This window comes from Streptomyces lonarensis, from assembly GCF_012033735.1.
Taxonomy (GTDB): domain Bacteria; phylum Actinomycetota; class Actinomycetes; order Streptomycetales; family Streptomycetaceae; genus Streptomyces; species Streptomyces lonarensis.
Genome location: NZ_JAAVJD010000022.1, coordinates 16,022 through 40,578 on the forward strand (window position 1 = coordinate 16,022; position 24,557 = coordinate 40,578).

A 24,557-nucleotide genomic window follows, 5' to 3' on the forward strand; every position below is an offset into this window, starting at 1 on the left:
GTGGATGCCAAGGTCGAAGAGATCATTGAGGCACTGCGCGGCTCGCTCGTCGAGAACGAGCGGCTGAAGCGGGACAACCAGAGCCTGCGTGCCACCGCCGAGGACGCCACGGAGCCCATCGCGATCATCGGCATGGCCTGCCGCTTCCCCGGAGGCGTCACGTCTCCCGAGGAGCTGTGGACGCTGGTCGACGAGGGCCGTGACGCGATCGGTCCCTTCCCGACCGACCGCGGCTGGGACCTGGGCGAGCTGTACGACCCGGAGCCGGGGAAGCCCGGCAAGACCTACGTCCGCGACGGCGGATTCCTGTACGACGCCGCGCTGTTCGATCCGGACTTCTTCCGGATCAGCCCGCGCGAGGCCCTCTCCATGGACCCCCAGCAGCGGCTGCTGCTCGAGATCACCTGGGAGGCCATGGAGCGCGCGGGCCTCGACCCGGCGTCGCTCCGCGGCAGCCGCACCGGCGTGTTCGCCGGCGCGATGTACCACGACTACGGCGTCACCAGCAGTGACGGCAGCCTCGTCTCGGGGCGAGTCGCCTACACCCTCGGCCTCGAAGGCCCCGCGGTCACCGTCGACACCGCCTGCTCCTCCTCGCTCGTGGCGCTCCAGTGGGCCTCGCAGGCCCTGCGCTCCGGGGAGTGCACGCTGGCGCTTGCCGGTGGCGTCAGCATCATGGCCACGCCCGAGACGTTCGTCGAGTTCAGCGAGCAGCGCGGGCTCTCGCCCGACGGCCGCTGCCGTTCGTTCGCCGCCGGTGCCGACGGCACCGGCTGGGGCGAGGGCGCCGGCATCCTGCTGCTCGAAAAGCTGTCGGACGCGCGCCGCAACGGGCACCAGGTGCTCGCGATCGTGCGGGGCAGCGCGGTCAACCAGGACGGCGCGTCGAACGGCTTCTCCGCGCCCAACGGCCCCTCCCAGCGCCGCGTGATCAAGCAGGCGCTCGCCGCGGCCGGGCTGACGCCCGCCGACATCGACACCATGGAGGGCCACGGCACGGGCACCACCCTCGGTGACCCGATCGAGGCGCAGGCGCTGCTCGCCACCTACGGCCAGGACCGGCACGAGGACCAGCCGCTCTGGCTCGGTTCGATCAAGTCGAACATCGGCCACACCCAGGCCGCCGCCGGCGTCGCCGGCATCATCAAGATGGTCGAGGCCATGCGCCACGGCGTGCTGCCGCGGACGCTCCACGTCGACGAGGCGACGCCGCAGGTGGACTGGGCAGCCGGCAACGTCCGCCTGCTCACCGACGCCCTGCCCTGGCCCGACGCGGGCCGCCCGCGCCGCGCCGCCATCTCCTCCTTCGGCGTCAGCGGCACCAACGCGCACGTGATCATCGAGCAGGGCGAGCCGGTCGTCGACGGCGCGCCCGCACCCGTCGCGGGCGGCGAGGGCGCGCAGGCGCCGAGCCCCGCGGTGCTCTCGCCCGTCGTTCCCGCCTGGCTGGTGTCCGGCCGCAGCACCGCGGCTCTCGCGAGCCAGGCCGGCCGGCTGCGTGAACATGTCGTGACGCGGCCCGGGGTGGCCGTCGGTGACGTGGCGTGGTCGCTCGCGGCGAAGCGCGCGTCCTTCGAGCACCGCGCCGTGGTGGTCGGCGCCGGGTGCGACGAACTGCTCGCGGGTCTCGCCGCGGTGGCGACGGAGCAGCCCGCGGCTGGCGTGGTGTCGGGCGAGGTGGTGCCCGGCGGCGTCGGCGCGACCGTCTTCGTCTTCCCGGGTCAGGGTTCGCAGTGGATCGGTATGGGCCGTGAGCTGGCGGCTGTGTCGCCGGTGTTCGCTGCGCGTCTTGCCGAGGCCGGGGCGGCGCTTGCGCCGTTCGTGGACTGGGAGCTGAACGCTGTGCTCGCGGGTGAGCACGGGTTCGAGGCCGCGGATGTGGTGCAGCCGGCGCTGTGGGCGGTGATGGTGTCGCTGGCCGCGGTCTGGGAGGCGGCCGGTGTCGTTCCCGACGCGGTCGTCGGTCACTCGCAGGGTGAGATTGCCGCCGCCGCGGTGGCGGGCATCCTGTCCCTGGAGGACGCGGCGAAGGTGGTGGCGTTGCGCAGCAGGACGCTTGCGGCGCTTGCCGGTCGTGGTGGGATGCTGTCGATCGCGGAGTCGGCGGACGCGGTGCGCGAGCGCATCGCCCCCTTCGGTGAGCGCCTGTCGATCGCGGCGGTGAACGGGCCGCGGGCGACGGTGGTCTCCGGTGAGCCGGAGGCGCTGCGTGAGGTGCAGGAGTCGTGCGGCGAGTCGGTGCGTACCCGGATGGTTCCGGTGGACTACGCCTCGCACAGCCCGCAGGTGGACGAGCTGCGGGACGAGATTCTGTCCGTCCTGGCGGGCATCACCCCGCGCGAGGCTCGCATCCCGATGGTCTCCGCGCTCAGTGGCGAGTGGCTGAACGGCCCGGAGATGGACCCCGGCTACTGGTTCGCCTCGCTGCGCGAGACGGTCGAGTTCGACCGCGCGATCCAGATCCTGGGCGAGGCCGGGCACGGTGTCTTCATCGAGGCGTCCCCGCACCCGGTGCTCACCGGCGCGATCGGCGACAGCCTGGAGGAGCGCTTCCCCGTCGTGGTCGGCACGCTGCGGCGCGAGGACGGCGGCGCCGAGCGCCTGCTGACCTCGTTCGCCGAGGCGTACGTCCGCGGCGTGGCCGTCGACTGGACGGGCATCCTGGGCGGCGGCGCGAGTGTCGACCTGCCCACCTACGCCTTCCAGCGCGGCCGCTTCTGGCGCAAGGCGGAGCAGCCCGCGGGCGGCTCCGCCCGCAAGGGCGACGCCGAGTTCTGGGCCGCGATCGAGCAGGGCGACCTGGACGAACTCGCCGCGACGCTCGGCGTCGACGGCGGCAGGCTGACCGAGGTCCTGCCTGCGCTGACCGACTACCGGCGGCGCAGCAGGCTCGACGCGGTGGTCGCCGACTGGCGTTACCGGATCACCTGGCTCCCGGTCGCCGACGCCGACGCGGTCTTGTCGGGGACATGGCTTGTCGTCGGTGACGGCGCGGACGCGGAGTCGGCCGCGCGGGCGCTCGCCGAGCGCGGCGCCGAGGTCGTCACCGTCGCCGGTCCCGAGGGGATCGACGCGTCCGTGACCGCGGGCGTCGCCGGCGTGCTCTCGGCACTCGCCCTGAACGAGGTGCCGCACCCCGAGCACTCCGTCGTGCCCGCCGGCCTGCTGGCCACGGTGGAGCTGGTCCGCGCCCTGGGCGCGGCCGGTGTCGAGGCACCGCTGTGGGTGCTGACCCGCGGTGCGGTCGGCACCGGGCCGGGCGAGCCGGTCGTGAACCCGGCGCAGGCGCAGGTCTGGGGCCTCGGCGTGACGGCGGGTCTCGAACTCGCCGAGCGCTGGGGCGGTCTGATCGACCTGCCCGCGGAGTCCGACGCGCGGACCGGCTCGCGTCTCGTCGCCGTCCTCGCCGACGGCGGCGAGGACCAGGTGGCGCTGCGCTCGCGCGGCGTCCTCGGACGCCGGCTGGAGCGCGCCGGGCGTCCCGTCGCCCGCCGGGAGTGGAGCCCGCGCGGCGCCGTCCTGGTGACCGGTGGCACGAGCGGCGTGGGCGCCATCACCGCCGAGTGGGTCGTCGAGCGCGGCGCCGAGCGCGTCGTACTCAGCAGCCGCTCGGGACCTGCCGCCGCGGACGTGGCGCGGCTCGCCGCCTCGATCGCGGCCGCCGGTGCCGCGGTGGACGTGGTCGCCTCGGACACGGCTGACCGCGAGGCGACGAACGGGCTTCTGACCTGGATCGACGCCACCGGTGTGTCCCTTTCCTCGGTGCTGCACGCCGCAGGTGTCGGCACGGGCAGGCCCGTCGAGGAGCTCGGGGCCGCCGACCTGGCGGAGCTGCTCTCGGCGAAGGCCGGCGGCGCCGCCGTGCTCGACGAGCTCACCGCGGACCGGGAGCTGGACGCGTTCGTCCTCTTCTCCTCCGGCGCCGGCACCTGGGGCAGCGGCGGCCTGGCCGCCTACGGTGCGGCCAACGCCTACCTCGACGCGCTCAGCGACCACCGCCGCGCCCGCGGCGCGGTCGCCACGTCGATCGCCTGGGGCCTGTGGACCGGCGTCGGCATGGCCGCCGGCGGCGGCGGTGAGCGGCTGTCCGAGTTCGGCATGGAGGGCATCGACGCCGAGCGCGGCATGCGCGCGCTGGGCCAGGTGCTCGACGCCGACGAGGGCGCGGTCGCCGTCGCCGGCTTCGACTGGGCGCGCTTCGTGCCGACGTACACCCTGCGTCGGACGAGCCCGCTGCTCTCCGCGCTGCCCGAGGTCCGCGAGATCCTCGCGGCCGAGGCCGGCACCAGCGCCGTCGCGGGCGGCTCCGAGTTCGTGGCACGCCTCTCCGGCCTCTCGGTGGCCGACCAGCGGCAGACGCTGACGGATCTCGTCCGCGGCCACGCCGCCGCGGTGCTCGGCCACGACGCGGCCGGGGACGTCTCCTCGCAGCGGGCCTTCAAGGACCTGGGCTTCGACTCGGTCCGCGCGGTCGAGCTGCGCAACCGCCTGTCGACGGCCGCCGGTGTTCGGCTGCCCTCGACGATGATCTTCGACTACCCCAACGCCGACGCGCTCGCCGAGTTCATGCGGAGCGAGCTGGTCGGCACCGCGCAGGACGAAGGCGCGGTGCAGGTGGTGGCCGCCGCCGGTGGCGAGCCGATCGCCATCGTCGGCATGGGCTGCCGCTACCCGGGCGACGTCCGCGGGCCCGAGCAGTTCTGGGACCTGCTGACGTCCGGGACCGACGCGATCGCCGGCTTCCCGATCGACCGAGGCTGGGAGGCGTTCGAGGAGGAGTTCGGCGGCGAGGCGGTCCGCGCCGGCGAGGCGTACGTCCGCCAGGGCGGCTTCGTCTACGACGTGGCCGACTTCGATGCCGGGTTCTTCGGCATCAACCCGCGCGAGGCGCTGGCGATGGACCCGCAGCAGCGGCTGCTTCTCGAGACCACGTGGGAGGCGATCGAGCGGGCCGGGCTGGCCCCGACCTCGCTGCACGGCTCCGCCACCGGTGTCTTCATCGGCGCCAACCACTCCGGATACACCTCCGTGCTGCCGATCGACGACCAGAGCCTCAACGGCTACCGGATCACCGGCAACGTGACGGCGGTCCACTCCGGCCGCATCTCCTACGTCCTGGGCCTCACCGGCCCCGCCGTCACCGTCGACACGGCCTGCTCCTCGTCCCTCGTCGCGCTGCACCAGGCGGTGCAGGCGCTGCGCTCGGGCGAGTGCACGATGGCGCTCGCCGGCGGTGTCGCGGTCATGACCTCGCCCGACGCCTTCATGGACTTCTCCGAGCAGGGCGGCATGGCCTCCAGCGGCCGGAGCAAGGCGTTCTCCGAGGAGGCCGACGGCATCGGCTGGGGCGAGGGCGCCGGCATCATCGTGCTGGAGCGCCTCTCCGAGGCGAAGCGCAACGGGCACCAGGTGCTCGCGGTCATCCGCGGCTCGGCCGTCAACCAGGACGGCGCCTCCAACGGCCTGTCCGCCCCCAACGGCCCCTCGCAGCGCCGCGTCATCCGCGCCGCCCTCGCCAACGCGCAGGTCACGGCCGCCGAGGTCGACGTCGTCGAGGCGCACGGCACCGGCACCACCCTCGGTGACCCCATCGAGGCGCAGGCGCTGCTCGCCACCTACGGCCAGGAGCGCACCGAGGACAAGCCGCTGTGGCTCGGCTCGGTGAAGTCCAACATCGGCCACACGCAGGAAGCGGCCGGCGTCGCGGGCATCATCAAGATGGTGCTCGCCATGCGGCACGGCCTGCTGCCGCGGACCCTGCACGCCGAGCAGCCCTCCACGCACGTCGAATGGTCGACCGGACACGTGCGGTTGCTCCGCGAAGCGGTGGAGTGGCCCGCGGGCGAGCAGCCGCGGCGCGCGGGCATCTCGGCCTTCGGTATCGGCGGCACCAACGTCCACGTGATCCTGGAGGAGGCGCCCGCCCCCTCCGAGGTTCCCGAGCTCCCCCCGGCGGAGGCCGGCGGAGAGCCGGCGCTGCCGGTGCTCGCCGACGCGGTCCCGCTCGTGGCCTGGCCCGTCTCGGGCCAGAGCGCGCAGGCCCTCGCGGGCCAGGCGGGCCGGCTGCGCGAACACGCCGTGGCATCCCCCGCGGTGCCGGCCGGCGACGTGGCGTGGTCGCTCGCCACGACCCGCTCGGCGTTCCAGCACCGCGCGGTGGTGCTCGGCGGCGAGCGCGAGGAACTGCTCGCCGGTCTGACCGCGGTCGCCACCGGCCAGCCGGTCCCCGGCGTGGTGACGGGCGAGGTCTCCCCGGCCGGGGTGGGCAAGACGGTGTTCGTCTTCCCGGGTCAGGGTTCGCAGTGGATCGGCATGGGCCGTGAACTGGCCGAGGTCTCGCCGGTGTTCGCGGCGCGGCTCGCCGAGTGCGCCGCGGCGCTCGCGCCGTTCGTGGACTGGGAGCTCGACGACGTCCTGGCGGGCCGGCACGGGTTCGAGGCCGCCGACGTGGTCCAGCCCGCGCTGTGGGCGGTCATGGTCTCCCTCGCGGAGGTCTGGCGTGCGGCCGGCGTGCGGCCGGACGCCGTCGTCGGCCACTCGCAGGGTGAGATCGCCGCCGCCGCGGTGGCGGGGATTCTGTCCCTGGAGGACGCGGCGAAGGTGGTGGCGTTGCGCAGCAGGACGCTTGCGGCGCTTGCCGGTCGTGGGGGGATGCTGTCGATCGCGGAGTCGGCGGACGCGGTGCGCGTGCGCATAGCCTCCTACGGCACGCGCCTGTCGATCGCGGCGGTCAACGGCCCCCGGGCGACGGTCGTCTCCGGTGAGCCCGACGCGCTGCGCGAGGTGCAGGAGTCGTGCGGCGAGTCGGTGCGCACCCGGATGATCCCGGTGGACTACGCCTCGCACAGCCCCCAGGTCGACGAGCTCCGCGAGGAGATCCTCGCCGCCCTGGCCGGCATCGCCCCGCGCGAGACCCGCATCCCGATGATCTCCGCCATGAGCGGCGCCACGATCGCGGGACCCGAGCTCGACCCGGGCTACTGGTACGCCAGCCTGCGCGAGACCGTCGAGTTCGACCGGGCCGTCCGTACGCTGGGCGACGCGGGACACGGCGTGTTCGTCGAGGTCTCGCCGCACCCGGTGCTCGCGGGCGCGATCGGCGACAGCCTGGCGGAGCGCTCCTCCGTCGTGGTCGGCACGCTGCGGCGCGAGGACGGCGGCGCCGAGCGCCTGCTGACCTCGTTCGCCGAGGCGTACGTGGGCGGCGTCGCCGTCGACTGGGCGGATGTCCTGGGCGGCGGCGAGACCGTCGACCTGCCCACCTACGCCTTCCAGCGCCGCAGGTTCTGGCCCGAGGTCCGCTCCGCGAAGCGGGCCGCCTGGTCGGTGGACGACTGGCGCTACCGCATCACCTGGCAGCCGACCGGCGGGGACGGCTCCGCCGTCCTGTCCGGCACCTGGCTGCTCGTCGGCGAGGCCGCCGAGGCACCGGAGATCGCCGACGCGCTGACGCGGCACGGCGCCGAGGTGGTCCGCACGACGCTCGACGGCATCGGCGAGGCCGCGTTCACGGAGCTGAGCGGCGTCGTGTCGCTGCTCGCCCTGGACGAGGCCCCCTCCGCCGACCACCCGTGGGTGCCGCGCGGCACCGCGGGCACGGTCGACCTCGTCCGTGCCCTGCACGAGGCCGGCGCCGACACCCCGCTGTGGATCGTCACCCGCGGCGCGGTGCAGACCGGCGCGGGCGAGGTCACCGCCAGCCCGGCTCAGGCCCAGGTCTGGGGCCTCGGCCGCGCGGTCGGGCTCGAACGCCCCGCCTTCTGGGGCGGACTCGTCGACCTGCCGGCCGCGATCGACGCCAGGACCGGCACGCGGCTCGCCGCGGTCCTCGCGGACGGCCGCGAGGACCAGGTCGCGCTGCGCGAGTCCGGTACCTTCATCCGGCGCCTGGTGCACGCCGAGGCGCGCCGCGCCGAGCCGGTGGAGTGGAACCCGCGTGGCACGGTCCTGCTGACCGGCGGCACCGGAGTGATCGGTGTCAGCGTCGGCGTGTGGCTCGCCGAGCGCGGCGCGCCCCGCGTCGTGCTGACCTCCCGCTCGGGTCCCTCCGCCCCGAAGCTCGCGCAGCTCGCCGCCTCGGTGGCCCAGGCGGGCTCCGACGTCGAGGTGATCAGTTGCGACCTGGGTGTCCAGCAGCAGGTCACCGACATGGTCGCCTGGCTCGAAGAGTCGGGTCCCGGCCTGTCGACCGTGCTGCACTCGGCCAATTCGCCGTACCTGGCGCGGGTCGAGGACACCACCAGGGACGGCCTCGCCGCCGCCCTCGGCGCCAAGGCCGCGGGCGCGGTGCACCTGGACGTGGCGACGGCGGGTCTCGACCTCGACGAGTTCGTGCTCTTCTCGTCGATCTCCGCGACCTGGGGCAGCAACGACCACGGCGCGTACGCCGCCGGCAACTCGTTCCTCGACGCCTTCGCCGAGGTGCGGCGGGCCCGCGGCCTGCCGACCACCTCCATCGCCTGGGGGGTCTGGGACTCCCAGGACTGGGACGCCGTCGACGCGGCCCTCGACCAGGGCGCGGGCCGGGTGACGCCCACCCGTCTGCGCCGGCAGGGCATGAACTTCCTCGACGTGGACCGGGCGCTCACCGCCCTGGGACAGGTCCTCGGCGACGACGAGACGTTCATCGCGGTCGCCGACGTGGAGTGGGAGCGGTTCGCCCCGGTCTTCTGCGCCTCGCGTCCGCGCCCGCTGCTCGACACGATCCCGGAGGCGCGCGAGGAGACCGACCTCGCCGGGCCCGCCGCCGTGCGGGCTGCGGAGCGCGGCGAGTACGCGCTGCGGCTCGCCTCGCTGTCGCTGGCCGAGCGCCGCCGCACCGTCATCGACCTGGTGCGTTCACACGCCACCGCCGTACTCGGCCACGAGTCCGTGGCCGAGGTGCCGGCCGAGCGCGCGTTCCGGGACGTCGGCTTCGACTCGCTGACGGCGGTGGAGCTGCGCAACCGGCTCAACACCGCGGCCGGCGTGAAGCTGCCCTCCACGGTGGTCTTCGACCACCCCAACCCCACCGCCCTGGCCGAGGAGATCCTCTCCGAGCTGTTCGGGGTGGCGGACGCCGGACCGACCGTGACGGTGTCCGGGTCGGCCCCCTCCGAGCCGATCGCGATCGTCGGCATGGCCTGCCGCTACCCGGGCGGGGTGCGCAGCCCCGAGGAGCTGTGGCACCTGCTCTCCTCGGGCGGCGACGCGATCTCCGGCTTCCCGGTCGACCGCGGCTGGGACGTCGAGGGGCTCTTCGACCCGGACCCGGACGCCGAGGACTCGACGTACGTGGTCGAGGGCGGCTTCCTGTCGGGCGCCGCGGAGTTCGACGCCGGGTTCTTCGGGATCAGCCCGCGTGAGGCGCTGGCGATGGACCCGCAGCAGCGCCTGATGCTGGAGACCTCGTGGGAGGCGATCGAGCGCTCCGGCATCGACCCGGCCTCGCTCAAGGGCTCCGGCACGGGCGTCTACGTCGGTGCCGCCACCTCCGGCTACATCGCCGCCGTGGGCGGCGAGGCCGAGGCCCAGGCGCACCTGATCACGGGCAACGCGCTGAGCGTGCTCTCCGGCCGCATCTCCTACACCCTCGGCCTGACGGGCCCCGCCGTCTCGGTGGACACCGCCTGCTCCTCGTCGCTGGTCGCGCTCCACCAGGCGGTCACCGCGCTGCGCGGCGGCGAGTGCTCGATGGCCCTGGCCGGTGGCGTCCTCGTGATGGCCGACCCGAGCGAGTTCGTGGGCTTCTCGCGGCTCCGGGCGCTCTCCTCCGACGGGCGTTGCCGTGCCTTCGGCGACGAGGCCGACGGCATGGGCATGGCCGAGGGCGCCGGCATGGTGATGCTGGAGCGCCTCTCGGACGCGCGCCGCAACGGGCACCAGGTGCTCGCGGTGATCCGCGGCAGCGCGATCAACCAGGACGGTGCCTCCAACGGCCTGTCCGCGCCGAACGGTCCCTCGCAGCGCCGCGTCATCCGCGCCGCCCTCGCCAACGCGCAGATCTCGGCGGCGGACGTCGACGCCGTGGAGGCGCACGGCACGGGCACCACACTGGGTGACCCGATCGAGGCGCAGGCGCTGCTGGCCACCTACGGCCAGGAGCGGCACGGCGACGACCCGCTGTGGATCGGTTCGATCAAGTCGAACATCGGCCACGCGCAGCAGGCCGCCGGTGTCGCCGGTGTCATCAAGATGGTGCTCGCGCTCAACCACGGCCTGCTGCCCCGGACGCTGCACGCCGACACCCCTTCGTCGCACGTCGACTGGGCATCCGGCAACGTGCGGGTCCTCCAGGAGGCGCGGGACTGGCAGCCGGGTGACCGGCCGCGGCGCGCGGGTGTCTCGGCGTTCGGCATCAGCGGCACCAACGCGCACCTGATCATCGAAGAGGCACCGGCGGAGACGGGGGCGCCCGAGGCGGCCCCGGAGACCGGCGGCGAGCCGAAGCTGCCGGTGCTCGCCCCCGCCGTGCCCGCGTGGCTCGTCTCGGGCCGCAGCGCCGTGGCCCTCGCCGGCCAGGCCGGCCGGCTGCGGGAGCACGCGGTGGCGTCGCCCGAGGTTCCGGTGGCCGACGTGGCGTGGTCGCTCGCCACCTCGCGCACGGTCTTCGAGCACCGCGCCGTGGTGCTCGGCGGCGAGCGCGAGGAGCTGCTCGCGGGCCTCGCCGCCGTGGCCACGGAGCAGCCCGTGGCCGGAGTGGTGACCGGCGAGGTCTCCCCGGCCGGGGTGGGCAAGACGGTGTTCGTCTTCCCGGGGCAGGGTTCGCAGTGGATCGGCATGGGCCGTGAACTGGCGGAGCTCTCCCCGGTCTTCGCGGCGAAGCTCGCCGAGTGCGCCGCGGCGCTCGCCCCCCACGTGGAGTGGGAGCTGAACGACGTCCTGGCGGGCCGGCACGGGTTCGAGGCCGCCGACGTGGTGCAGCCCGCGCTGTGGGCCGTGATGGTCTCCCTCGCGGAGGTCTGGCAGGCGGCGGGCGTCGTTCCCGACGCGGTGGTGGGTCACTCGCAGGGCGAGATCGCCGCCGCCGCGGTCGCGGGCATCCTCTCCCTGGAGGACGCGGCGCGGGTCGTCGCGCTGCGGAGCTGGACGCTCGCGGCGCTCGCGGGGCGCGGCGGGATGCTGTCGATCGCCGAGTCCGCGGACGCGGTGCGCGAGCGCATCGCCTCGTACGGCGACCGGCTCTCGGTCGCGGCGGTGAACGGCCCGCGGGCGACGGTCGTCTCCGGCGACCCCGACGCCCTGCGCGAACTGGTCGACGCCTGCGGCGAGTCGGTCCGCACCCGGATGATCCCGGTGGACTACGCCTCCCACGGTCCGCAGGTGGAGGAGCTGCGCGAGGAGATCCTCACCGCACTCGACGGGATCGTGCCGGGCACGGCGCGCGTCCCGATGGTCTCCGCGGTGACCGGCGCATGGCTCGCGGGCACCGAGATGGACCCCGGCTACTGGTTCACCTCGCTGCGCGAGACGGTCGAGTTCGACCGCGCGATCCAGATCCTGGGCGAGGCCGGGCACGGCGTCTTCGTCGAGGTCTCCCCGCACCCGGTGCTCGCCGGTGCGATCGGTGACAGCCTCGAAGAGCGCCTCCCCGTCGTCGTCGGCACGCTGCGGCGCGAGGACGGCGGCGCCGAGCGCCTGCTCGCCTCGTTCGCCGAGGCGTACGTCCGCGGCGTGGCCGTCGACTGGGCGGGCATCCTGGGCGGCGGCGTGAGTGTCGACCTGCCCACCTACGCCTTCCAGCGTGGCCGCTTCTGGCCGAGCACCGTCGTCGAGCGGCCGACGCTCGCCGCAGCCGGGAGCACCCCGGCCGAGGCCGGCTTCTGGACGGCCGTCGAGCAGGGCGACGCCGGCACGCTGGCCGAGCTGCTCGGCGTGGACCCGAACGAGGCCGCCCTCGGTGCGCTGACGGACTGGCGCCGTCGCGAGCGTGCCGAATCGGCGGTCGCCGACTGGCGCTACCGGATCACCTGGGCCCCGGTCGCCGACTCCGAGGCGGTGCTCCCGGGCAGGTGGCTCGTCGTGGGCACCGGCGTCGACGCCGGGCTGCTCGGCGGGGCGCTGGCCGAGCGCGGCGCGGAGATCGTCGCCGTCGCCGGCCCCGGTGAGATCGACGCGTCCGTGGCCGCCGGCGTCGCCGGCGTGCTCTCGACGCTGGCACTCGACGGCGAACGGCTCGCAGGCGACAGCGTCGTCTCGGCCGGTTCCCTCGCCACCGTGGAGCTGCTGCGGGCGCTGGGCGAGGCCGGCATCGAGGCACCGCTGTGGGTGCTGACGCGCGGTGCCGTGGGCACCGGCGCGGGCGAGCCGGCCGTGAGCCCGACGCAGGCCCAGGTGTGGGGTCTCGGCGTGGTGGCGGGTCTCGAACTTGGCGGGCGCTGGGGCGGTCTGATCGACCTGCCCGAGGTGCTCGACGCGCGGGTCGGAGCCCGCCTCGTCACCGTGCTCGCCGGAGCGGGCGAGGACCAGGTGGCGCTGCGTGCGCGCGGCATTCTCGGGCGGAGGCTCGAGCGTGCGGGCCGTCCGGTGGTCCGGGCGGAGTGGGCGCCGCGTGGCACGGTGCTGGTGACCGGTGGCACGAGCGGTGTGGGCGCGATCACCGCCGAGTGGGTGGTCGGGCGCGGCGCCGAGCGCGTCGTGCTGACCAGCCGTTCCGGCCCGGCAGCCGCCGGAGTCGCCGCCTTGGCGGCCTCCCTCGCGGCCTCGGGCGCGACGGTGGACGTGGTTGCGTCCGACATCGGCGACCGCGAGTCGACCGCCGGGCTTCTGACCTGGATCGACGCCACCGGTGTGTCCCTTTCCTCGGTGCTGCACGCCGCCGGTGTCGGCGGCCGCAAGCCGGTCGAGGAGGTCGAGGCGGCCGACTTGGCGGAGCTGTTGTCGGCGAAGGCCGGCGGCGCCGCCGCGCTGGACGAGCTGACCGCCGACCGGGAGCTGGACGCGTTCGTCCTCTTCTCCTCGGGCGCGGGCACCTGGGGCAGCGGCGGCCTGGCCGCCTACGCCGCCGCCAACGCCCACCTCGACGCGCTCTGCGACAACCGCCGCGCCCGCGGCGCGGTCGCCACGTCGATCGCGTGGGGCCTGTGGGCCGGCGTCGGCATGGCGGCCGGTGCCGAGCGGCTGCTCGACTACGGCATGGACGGCATCGACGCCGAGCGCGGCATGCGCGCGCTGGGCCAGGTGCTCGACGCGGACGAGGGCGCGGTCGCCGTCGCCGGCTTCGACTGGGCGCAGTTCGTGCCGACCTACACCTTCCGCCGCCCCAGCCCGCTGCTCTCCGCGCTGCCCGAGGTCCGCGAGATCCTCGCGGCCGAGGCCGGCGTCGCGGCGGAGCCCGGCGCCGGGGCCGGCGGTTCGGAACTTGCCGCACGGCTCACCGGCCTGTCGGTCGCCGACCAGCGGCAGACGCTGACGGAGCTGGTCCGCGGCCACGCCGCGGCCGTGCTCGGGCACGAGTCCGCGCAGGACGTGCTGTCGCAGCGGGCCTTTAAGGACCTGGGCTTCGACTCGGTCGGCGCGGTCGAGCTGCGCAACCGCCTCTCGGCGGCGGCCGGCGTCAGGCTGCCGTCGACGATGATCTTCGACTACCCGAACGCCGCCGCGCTCGCCGAGTACATCCGCGGCGAACTCGTCGGCGCCGCCGACGGTTCCGCCCAGGGCGAGGGCGCGGTGCAGGTCCTGGCCGCGGCCGTGGGCGAGCCCATCGCCATCGTCGGCATGGGCTGCCGGTTCCCGGGCGATGTCCGCGGGCCCGAGCAGTTCTGGGACCTCATCACCGCGGGCACGGACGCCGTCGGCGAGTTCCCGACCGACCGCGGCTGGGACGCCTACGAGCAGGAGTTCGGCGGCGAGGCGGTCCGCGCCGGACAGGCGTACGCCAGGCAGGGCGGCTTCGTCTACGACGTGGCCGACTTCGACGCGGGCTTCTTCGGGATCAATCCGCGCGAGGCGCTGGCGATGGACCCGCAGCAGCGGCTGTTGCTCGAGACCTCGTGGGAGGCGATCGAGCGGGCCGGGCTGCCCCCGACCTCGCTCCACGGCACGGCCACCGGTGTCTTCATCGGCGCCAGCCACTCGGGCTACGAGAGCGCCCTGCCCATGGACGACCGGAGCCTGCACGGCTACCGGCTCACCGGCGCCATCTCCTCCGTCGCCTCCGGCCGCATCTCCTACGTCCTGGGCCTCACCGGTCCGGCACTCACGGTCGACACGGCCTGCTCCTCCTCGCTCGTGGCCCTGCACCAGGCGGTGCAGTCGCTGCGCTCCGGCGAGTGCTCGATGGCGCTGGCCGGCGGTGTCGCGGTGATGACCTCGCCCGGCGCGTTCATGGAGTTCTCCGAGCAGGGCGGCATGGCCTCCAGCGGTCGGAGCAAGGCGTTCTCCGACGACGCCGACGGCATCGGCTGGGGCGAGGGCGCCGGCATGATCCTGTTGGAGCGCCTCTCGGACGCGCGCCGCAACGGGCACCAGGTGCTCGCGGTCATCCGCGGCTCGGCCGTCAACCAGGACGGTGCGTCGAACGGCCTGTCCGCCCCGAACGGCCCCTCGCAGCGCCGCGTCATCCGCGCCGCGCTCGCCAACGCGCAGGTCTCGGCGGCCGAGGTCGACGTGGTCGAGGCGCACGGCACCGGCACCTCGCTCGGTGACCCGATCGAGGCGCAGGCGCTGCTGGCCACCTACGGCCAGGAGCGCACCGAGGGCCAGCCGCTGTGGCTCGGTTCGGTGAAGTCCCAGATCGGACACACCCAGTGCGCGGCCGGCGTCGCGAGCGTCATCAAGATGGTGCTGGCGATCAGGAACGGCGTCCTGCCGCGGACGCTGCACGCCGACACCCCGTCCACGCACGTGGACTGGGCGGCCGGCAACGTGCAGTTGCTCCAGGAGGCGCGGGACTGGCAGCCGGGCGACCGGCCGCGGCGCGCGGGTGTCTCGGCCTTCGGCGTCAGCGGCACGAACGTGCACATGATCCTGGAGGAGACGCCCGACGAGGACGAGCCGGCCGCCGTCGAAGAGGAGAAGGCCCCGGCTCCCGCCGCCGTACTCACCCCCGCCCTTCCGGCATGGGTGGTCTCGGGGCAGAGCCCCGTCGCGCTGGCCGGCCAGGCCGGCAGCCTGCGCGAGCACGTGCTGGCGCGGCCCGAGGTGGCGGTGGGCGACGTGGCGTGGTCGCTGGCCACGACGCGTTCGGTCTTCGAGCACCGCGCGGTGGTGCTCGGCGGCGACCGCGAGGAACTGCTCGCCGGCCTGACGGCGCTGGCCACGGATCAGCCGCTGGCCGGCGTGGTCACCGGCGAGGTCGCGCCCACCGGAGCCGGTAAGACGGTGTTCGTCTTCCCGGGTCAGGGTTCGCAGTGGATCGGTATGGGCCGTGAGCTGGCGGCTGTGTCGCCGGTGTTCGCTGCGCGTCTTGCCGAGGCCGGGGCGGCGCTCGCGCCGTTCGTGGAGTGGGAGCTGGACGCTGTGCTCGCGGGTGAGCACGGGTTCGAGGCCGCGGATGTGGTGCAGCCGGCGCTGTGGGCGGTGATGGTGTCGCTGGCCGCGGTGTGGCAGGCGGCGGGTGTTGTTCCCGACGCGGTGGTGGGTCACTCGCAGGGTGAGATCGCCGCCGCCGCGGTGGCGGGCATCCTGTCCCTGGAGGACGCGGCGAAGGTCGTCGCGTTGCGCAGCAGGACGCTCACGGCCCTGGCGGGTCGTGGCGGGATGCTGTCGATCGCGGAGTCGGCGGACGCGGTGCGCGTGCGCATCGCCTCCTACGGCACGCGCCTGTCGATCGCGGCGGTGAACGGGCCGCGGGCGACGGTCGTTTCCGGTGAACCGGAGGCGCTGCGCGAGGTGCAGGAGTCGTGCGGCGAGTCGGTGCGCACCCGGATGGTTCCGGTGGACTACGCCTCGCACAGCCCGCAGGTGGACGAGCTCCGTGAGGAGATCCTCGCCACCCTGGCGGGCATCACCCCGGGCGAGGCTCGCATCCCGATGGTCTCCGCGCTGAGTGGCGAGTGGCTGAACGGCCCGGAGATGGACCCGGGTTACTGGTTCGCCTCGCTGCGCGAGACGGTCGAGTTCGACCGCGCGATCGGCATCCTGGGCGAAGCCGGACACGGCACCTTCATCGAGTCCTCGCCGCACCCGGTGCTCACCGGCGCGATCGGCGACAGCCTCGAAGAGCGCTCCCCGGTCACGGCCGGCACGCTGCGGCGCGAGGACGGCGGCGCACGGCGCCTGCTGACCTCGCTCGCCGAGGCGTACGTGGGCGGCGTCGCCGTCGACTGGGCGGCCGTGCTCGGCGGCGGCGAGACCGTCGACCTGCCCACCTACGCCTTCCAGCGCCGCAGGTTCTGGCCCGAGACGCCCGTCGTGAAGCGGACCGGCGGGCCGGTCGACGACTGGCGTTACCGCATCACCTGGCAGCCGGCCGGCCGGGGCGGCGCCGCCGCGCTCTCCGGCAACTGGCTGCTGATCGGCGACACCCCGGACGCTCCCGCGATTGCCGACGCGCTGACGCGCCACGGCGCCGAGGTGATCCGTACGACGCTGGAGACCGTCGACGAACTCATGGTCTCCGAGGTCAGCGGCGTGGTCTCGCTGCTCGCGCTGGACGAGGCCCCCGACCCGACCTACCCCTGGGTGCCGCGCGGCACCGCCGCGACGGTCGACCTGGTGCGCGCCATGAACGAGGCCGCTGCCGCCGTCCCGCTGTGGATCGTCACCCGTGGCGCGGTGCAGACCGGCGCGGGCGAGGTCACCACCAGCCCGGTGCAGGCCCAACTGTGGGGCCTCGGCCGCGCGGTCGGCCTCGAACGCCCGGAGATGTGGGGCGGTCTCATCGACCTCCCGCCGGTCTTCGACGTCGAGGCGGGTAACCGTTTCGCGTCCGTTCTCGCGGCAGGCCGTGAGGACCAGGTCGCGCTGCGCGGGTCCGCCACCTACATACGGCGACTCGTCAGGGCCGAGGCGAGGCCGGGCGGTCGCGAGGCGTGGCAGCCGCGCGGCACGGTGCTGCTCACCGGCGGTACCGGCTCGATCGGCGTCAGCGTCGGCGTCTGGCTCGCCGAGCGCGACGCGGCCCGCGTCGTGCTGACGTCCCGTTCCGGCCCTTCGGCTCCGGGGCTGGCCGAGCTGGCCGCCTCGGTGGCGCAGGCCGGCTCGGACGTCGAGGTGATCAGTTGCGACCTGGGCGTCCAGGAGCAGGTCACCGACATGGTGACCTGGATCGAGCAGTCCGGCCCCGGACTGTCGACGGTGCTGCACTCGGCGAACGCGCCCTACCTGGCGCGGGTCGAGAACACCGACCGCGAGGGCTTGGCCACGGCGCTGGGCGCCAAGGCCGCGGGTGCGGTGCACCTGGACGTGGCGACGGCGGGCCTCGACCTGGACGAGTTCGTCCTGTTCTCGTCGATCTCCGCGACTTGGGGCAGCAACGACCACGGCGCCTACGCCGCCGGCAACTCCTTCCTCGACGCCTTCGCCGAGGACCGGCGGGCCCGCGGCCTGCCGGGCACGTCCATCGCCTGGGGCGTCTGGGACACCCGCGACTGGGACGCCGTCGACGCGACGATCGAGCAGACCCCCGGCCGCGTGACGCCCAGCCGCCTGCGGCGGCAGGGCATGAACTTCCTCAACCTGGACCGCGCGCTGATCACGCTGGGCGATGTCCTGGCGGATGACGAGACGTTCATCGCGGTCGCGGACGTCGAGTGGGAGAAGTTCGCCCCGGTCTTCTGCGCGGCGCGCCCGCGCCCGCTGCTCGACACCATCGCGGAGGCGCTCGAAGAGGTCGAGCCGACGCGGCCGGCCGAGACCGAGACGGCCGAGCGCGGCGAGTACGCGTCCAAGCTGGCCGCGCTGCCGGTGGCCGAGCGGCGCCGCACCGTCATCGACCTGGTCCGCTCCCACGCCACCGCGGTACTGGGCCACGAGTCCGTGGCCGAGGTCCCGGCGGACCGGGCCTTCCGCGACGTGGGCTACGACTCGCTGACGGCGGTGGAGCTGCGCAACCGGCTCAACACTGCCACCGGCGTGAAGCTGCCCTCCACCGTGGTCTTCGACCACCCCAACGCGACGGCCCTGGCCGAGGAGATCCTCTCCAGGCTGCTGGGCGACGCCTCGAACGAGGTCACGACCGTCGTGGTCAACGCTCCCTCGGAGCCGATCGCGATCGTGGGCATGGCCTGCCGCTACCCCGGCGGGGTGCGCAGCCCCGAGGAACTGTGGGAGCTGCTCGCCACCGGCGGCGACGCCATCTCCGGCTTCCCGGTCGACCGCGGCTGGGACGCCGAAGGGCTCTTCGACCCGGACCCGAACGCCGAGGGCTCGACCTACGTGGTCGAGGGCGGCTTCCTGCCGGGCGCCGCGGAGTTCGACGCCGGGTTCTTCGGGATCAGCCCGCGTGAGGCGCTGGCGATGGACCCGCAGCAGCGGCTGCTGCTCGAAACCTCGTGGGAGGCGATCGAGCGCTCCGGCATCGACCCGGCCTCGCTCAAGGGCACGGGCACGGGCGTCTTCGTCGGCGCGGCCCCCTCGGGCTACGTCGCGGCCGTCGCCGGTGAGGCGGACGCACAGCCGCACCTGATCACGGGCAACGCGCTGAGCGTGCTGTCGGGACGTGTCTCCTACACGCTGGGCCTGACCGGTCCGGCCGTGTCCGTGGACACCGCCTGCTCCTCGTCGCTGGTCGCGCTCCACCAGGCGGCCCAGGCCCTGCGGAGCGGCGAGTGCTCGATGGCGCTGGCCGGCGGCGTGATGGTGATGGCCGACCCGGACGAGTTCGTGGGCTTCTCGCGGCTGCGGGCGCTCGCCGCCGACGGACGCTGCAAAGCGTTCAGCGACGACGCCGACGGCATGGGCATGGCCGAGGGCGCGGGCGTCCTGATGCTGGAGCGCCTGTCCGACGCGCGGCGCAACGGGCACCAGGTGCTCGCCGTCGTGCGGGGCAGCGCGATCAACCAGGACGGTGCCTCCAACGGCCTGTCCGCCCCGAACGGCCCCTCGCAGCGCCGCGTCATCCGCGCCGCCCTCGCCAACGCGCAACTCGCGGCGGCGGACATCGACGTGGTCGAGGCGCACGGCACGGGCACCGAGCTGGGTGACCCGATCGAGGCCGGCGCGCTGCTCGCCACCTACGGCCAGGAGCGGCCCACCGCCGACCAGCCGCTGTGGATCGGGTCGATCAAGTCGAACATCGGTCACGCGCAGCAGGCCGCCGGTATCGCGGGCGTCATCAAGATGGTGCTCGCCATGCGGCACGGCCTGCTGCCGCGGACCCTGCACGCCGAGACCCCCTCGTCGCACGTCGACTGGGCCTCGGGCAACGTGCAACTGCTCAGCGCGGCACGCGACTGGCAGCCGGGCGACCGGCCGCGGCGTGCGGGTGTCTCGGCGTTCGGCATCAGTGGTACGAACGCGCACGTGATCCTCGAAGAGGCACCGGCGGAGACCGAGGCGGCGGAAGCCGCTCCGGAGACCGGCGGCGAGCCGAAGCTGCCGGTGCTCGCGCCCACCGTTCCCGCCTGGCTGGTCTCCGGCCGCGGCGCGGTGTCCCTCGCGGGTCAGGCGGGCCGGCTGCGGGAGCGCGTGCTGGCGCGGCCCGAGGTTCCGGTGGGGGATGTGGCGTGGTCGCTGGCCACGACGCGTTCGGTCTTCGAGCACCGCGCGGTGGTGCTGGGCGCCGAGCGCGAGGTGTTGGCGGCCGGTCTGGCCGCGGTGGCCACGGAGCAGCCGGCTCCCGGTGTGGTGACGGGTTCCGTCTCCCCGGCCGGGGTGGGCAAGACGGTGTTCGTCTTCCCGGGTCAGGGTTCGCAGTGGATCGGCATGGGCCGTGAACTGGCGGCTGTGTCGCCGGTGTTCGCAGCGCGTCTTGCCGAGGCCGGGGCGGCGCTCGCGCCGTTCGTGGACTGGGAGCTCGACGATGTGCTCGCGGGTGAGCACGGGTTCGAGGCCGCCGACGTGGTCCAGCCCGCGCTGTGGGCCGTGATGGTCTCCCTCGCGGAGGTCTGGCGCGCCGCGGGTGTTGTTCCTGACGCGGTGGTGGGTCACTCGCAGGGTGAGATTGCCGCCGCCGCGGTGGCGGGGATTCTGTCCCTGGAGGACGCGGCGAAGGTGGTGGCGTTGCGCAGCAGGACGCTTGCGGCCCTGGCGGGTCGTGGGGGGATGCTGTCGATCGCGGAGTCGGCGGACGCGGTGCGCGTGCGCATCGCTCCCTTCGGCGCGCGCCTGTCGATCGCGGCGGTGAACGGGCCGCGGGCGACGGTGGTCTCCGGTGAGCCGGAGGCGCTGCGTGAGGTGCAGGAGTCGTGCGGCGAGTCGGTGCGTACCCGGATGGTTCCGGTGGACTACGCCTCGCACAGCCCGCAGGTGGACGAGCTGCGGGACGAGATTCTGTCCGTCCTGGCGGGGATAGCTCCGCGCGAGGCCAGGGTTCCGATGGTTTCCGCGCTGAGTGGCGAGTGGCTGAACGGTCCGGAGATGGACCCGGGTTACTGGTTCGCCTCGCTGCGCGAGACGGTCGAGTTCGACCGGGCAATCGGCATCCTGGCCGAGGCCGGGCACGGCGTGTTCGTCGAGTCCTCGCCGCACCCGGTGCTCACCGGTGCGATCGGTGACGCGGTGCAGGAGAACGCGGACGCCGTGGTCGTCGGCACGCTGCGGCGCGAGGACGGCGGCGCCGAGCGTCTGCTGACCTCGTTCGCCGAGGCGTACGTCAAGGGCGTCGGCGTCGACTGGGCCGGGATTCTCGGTGGCGGCACGGTGGTCGATCTGCCGACCTATGCCTTTGAGCACCGCCATTACTGGCCGCAGACGCCGCACCCGGTCCTGGGGAGGGTGTCCGAGGGCGATGCGGAGTTCTGGGCCGCCGTCGAGGGCGGTGACCTGGACGAGCTGGCCGCGGCGCTGAATGTTGATGGTGGCAGGCTGGGTGAGGTGCTGCCGGCGCTCGCGGACTACCGCAAGCGCAGCCGGGTGGACGCGACGGTCGCCGACTGGCGTTACCGGATCACCTGGGCGCCGGTGGCCGAGTCGCAGGCGGTGCTGTCGGGCACCTGGCTGGTCGTCGGCACGGGCGCGGACGCGGAGTCCGTCGCCGGGGCGCTGACCGAGCGCGGTGCCGAGATCGTCACCGCCGCCGGCCCCGAAGGGATCGACGCGTCCGTGACCGCCGGAGTGGCGGGCATTGTCTCGACGCTGGCGCTTGACGAGGCGTCGCACCCCGCGTACGCGGTGGTGCCGGCCGGACTCGTGGCGACGGCGGCACTCGTGCGGGCGCTCGGCCGGGCGAACGTCGGGGCACCGCTGTGGGTGCTGACCCGCGGTGCGGTCGGCACCGGGGCCGGCGAGAGCGTGACGAGCCCGGTGCAGGCGCAGGTCTGGGGCCTGGGCGTGGTCGCCGGTCTGGAACTGGCGGGGCGCTGGGGCGGTTTGATCGACCTGCCCGAGGAGTTCGACGCGCGGTCCGGAGCACGACTGGTCGCCGTGCTCGCCGATGGTGGCGAGGACCAGGTGGCGCTGCGTGCGCGTGGTGTTCTCGGGCGGAGGCTTGAGCGTGCGGGCCGTCCGGTGGTCCGGGCGGAGTGGGCGCCGCGTGGCACGGTGCTGGTGACCGGTGGCACGAGTGGTGTGGGTGCGATTACTGCCGAGTGGGTGGTCGGGCGTGGCGCCGAGCGCGTGGTGCTGACCAGCCGTTCCGGCCCGGGTGCCAGGGGCGTCGCCGAACTGGCTGCCTCGATCGCCACCGCGGGCGCGACGGTCGAGGTGGTCGCGTCCGACGCGGGTGACCGCGAGTCGACCCGCGAGCTTCTGAACTGGATCGACGCCACAGGTGCGCCGCTCTCCTCCGTGATGCACGCCGCCGGTATCACCGGCGGCATGCTGGTCGAGGAGATCGAGGCGGCCGACCTGGCGTCGCTGCTCTCCGCCAAGGCCGGTGGCGCCGCGGCGCTGGATGAGCTGACCGCGGACCGGGAGCTGGACGCGTTCGTCCTCTTCTCTTCCGGCGCGGGCACCTGGGGCAGTGGCGGCCTCGGTGCCTACGCCGCGGCCAACGCCTACCTCGACGCGCTGTGCGAGAGCCGCCGTGCCCGCGGCGCGGTCGCCACGTCGATCGCCTGGGGCCTGTGGTCCGGCGTCGGCATGGCCGCCGGCGAAGGCGGCGAGCGCCTGTCGGACTACGGCATGGACGGCATCGACGCCGAGCGCGGCATGCGCGCCCTCGGCCAGGCGATCGACGCGCACGAAGGCGCGATCGCGGTCGCGGGCTTCGACTGGGCGCAGTTCGTGCCGACCTACACCCTGCGGCGCCCGAGCCCGCTGCTCTCGGCGATCCCCGAGGTCCGCGAGATCCTGGAGGCCGAAGCCGGCACCGAATCCGAGTCCGGCGGCTCCGAACTCGCGGCCCGCCTGCGGGGCATGTCGGTGGGCGACCAGCGGCAGACGCTGACCGAGCTGGTCCGCAGCCACGCGGCCGCGGTGCTCGGCCACGACTCCGCGCAGGACGTGCTGCCGCAGCGGGCGTTCCGTGACCTCGGGTTCGACTCGGTCGGCGCGGTCGAGCTGCGCAACCGGCTGGCCACGGCCGCCGGTGTTCGGCTGCCCTCAACGATGATCTTCGACTACCCGAACGCCGCCGCGCTCGCCGACTACATCCGCGGCGAACTCGTCGGCGCCGCCGACGGCTCGCCCGCGCAGTCCGACGGTGCGGTGCAGGTGGTGGCCGCCGCCGGTGGCGAGCCGATCGCCATCGTCGGCATGGGCTGCCGCTACCCGGGCGACGTGCACGGTCCCGAGCAGTTCTGGGACCTGCTGGCCACCGGAACGGACGCGATCTCGCAGTTCCCGACCGACCGTGGCTGGGACGTCTTCGAGGAGGAGTTCGGCAGCGATGCCGTCCGCGCCGGCGAGGCGTACACGCGGCAGGGCGGCTTCGTCTACGACGCCGCCGACTTCGATGCCGGCTTCTTCGGCATCAGCCCGCGCGAGGCCCTGGCCATGGACCCGCAGCAGCGCCTGTTGCTGGAGACCACGTGGGAGGCGATCGAGCGGGCCGGGCTGGCCCCGACCTCGCTGCACGGCTCCGCCACCGGTGTCTTCATCGGCGCGAGCAGCTCGGGTTACGAGAGCAGCCTGCCCGCCGACGACGAGAGCCTGAACGGCTACCGGCTCACCGGCACCGCCTCCGCGGTCGTCTCGGGCCGTATCTCCTACGTCCTGGGCCTGACGGGTCCTGCGGTGACGGTGGACACGGCGTGCTCCTCGTCGCTGGTCGCGCTGCACCAGGCGGTGTCGGCGCTGCGGGCCGGTGAGTGCTCGATGGCGCTGGCCGGCGGGGTGGCCGTGATGGCCCTGCCGGGCGCGTTCATGGACTTCTCGCAGCAGGGCGGCATGGCCTCCAGCGGCCGGTGCAAGTCCTTCTCGGACGAGGCCGACGGCGTGAGCTGGGGCGAGGGCGCGGGCATCATCGTGCTGGAGCGCCTCTCCGAGGCGCGCCGCAAGGGGCACCAGGTGCTCGCGGTGATCCGCGGCTCGGCTGTCAACCAGGACGGTGCCTCCAACGGCCTGTCCGCCCCGAACGGTCCCTCGCAGCGCCGCGTCATCCGCGCCGCCCTCGCCAACGCGCAGGTCACGGCCGCGGACATCGACGTGGTCGAGGCGCACGGCACCGGCACCACCCTCGGTGACCCCATTGAGGCCCAGGCGCTGCTGGCCACCTACGGGCGCGAGCGTTCCGAGGACCGGCCGCTGTGGCTGGGCTCGGTGAAGTCGAACATCGGTCACACGCAGCAGGCCGCCGGCGTGGCGGGCATCATCAAGATGGTGCTGGCCATGCGGCACGGCGTCCTGCCGCGGACCCTCCACGCCGACACCCCCTCCACGCACGTGGACTGGACGACCGGCAACGTGCAGTTGCTCGAGCAGGCGCAGGAGTGGCCCGCGGGTGAGCGGCTGCGGCGCGCGGGTGTCTCGGCGTTCGGCGTCAGCGGCACCAATGCGCACGTGATCATCGAAGAGGCACCCGAGCCCACCGAAGCGGCGGAGCCCGACCGGCAGCCCGGGGAGGAGCCGGCGCTGCCGGTGCTCGCCGACTCCGTCGCGGTCGTTCCGTGGCCGGTCTCGGGCCAGAGTGCCGTGGCCCTCACCGGACAGGCGGGCCGGCTGCGTGAGCACGTGGTCGCGCGGCCCGGTGTGCCGGTGGGTGATGTGGCGTGGTCGCTCGCCACGACCCGCTCGGTGTTCGAGCATCGTGCGGTGGTGTTGGGTGCTGGGCGTGAGGGTTTGGTTGCGGGGTTGGCTGCGGTGGCGACGGGTCAGCCGGTGGCGGGTGTGGTGTCGGGTGAGGTGTCGCCTGCGGGGGTGGGGCGGACGGTGTTCGTCTTCCCTGGTCATGGTTCGCAGTGGATCGGGATGGGGCGTGAGCTGGCGGAGGTGTCGCCGGTGTTCGCGGCGCGTCTTGCGGAGTGTGCGGCGGCGCTGGCTCCGTTTGTGGAGTGGGAGTTGGATGATGTGCTGGCGGGTCGGCATGATTTTGCGGCTGCGGATGTGTTGCAGCCGGCGTTGTGGGCGGTGACGGTGTCGCTTGCGGCGGTGTGGGA

Annotated in this window: 1 protein-coding gene; it reads left to right on the forward strand. The window is 74.3% G+C overall.

Annotated features, from left to right (window positions below; genetic code table 11):
• A partial coding sequence (locus HCN56_RS26185; protein ID WP_312871059.1) for a type I polyketide synthase occupies positions 1 to 24,557 on the forward strand: 24,557 nt, incomplete at its 3' end.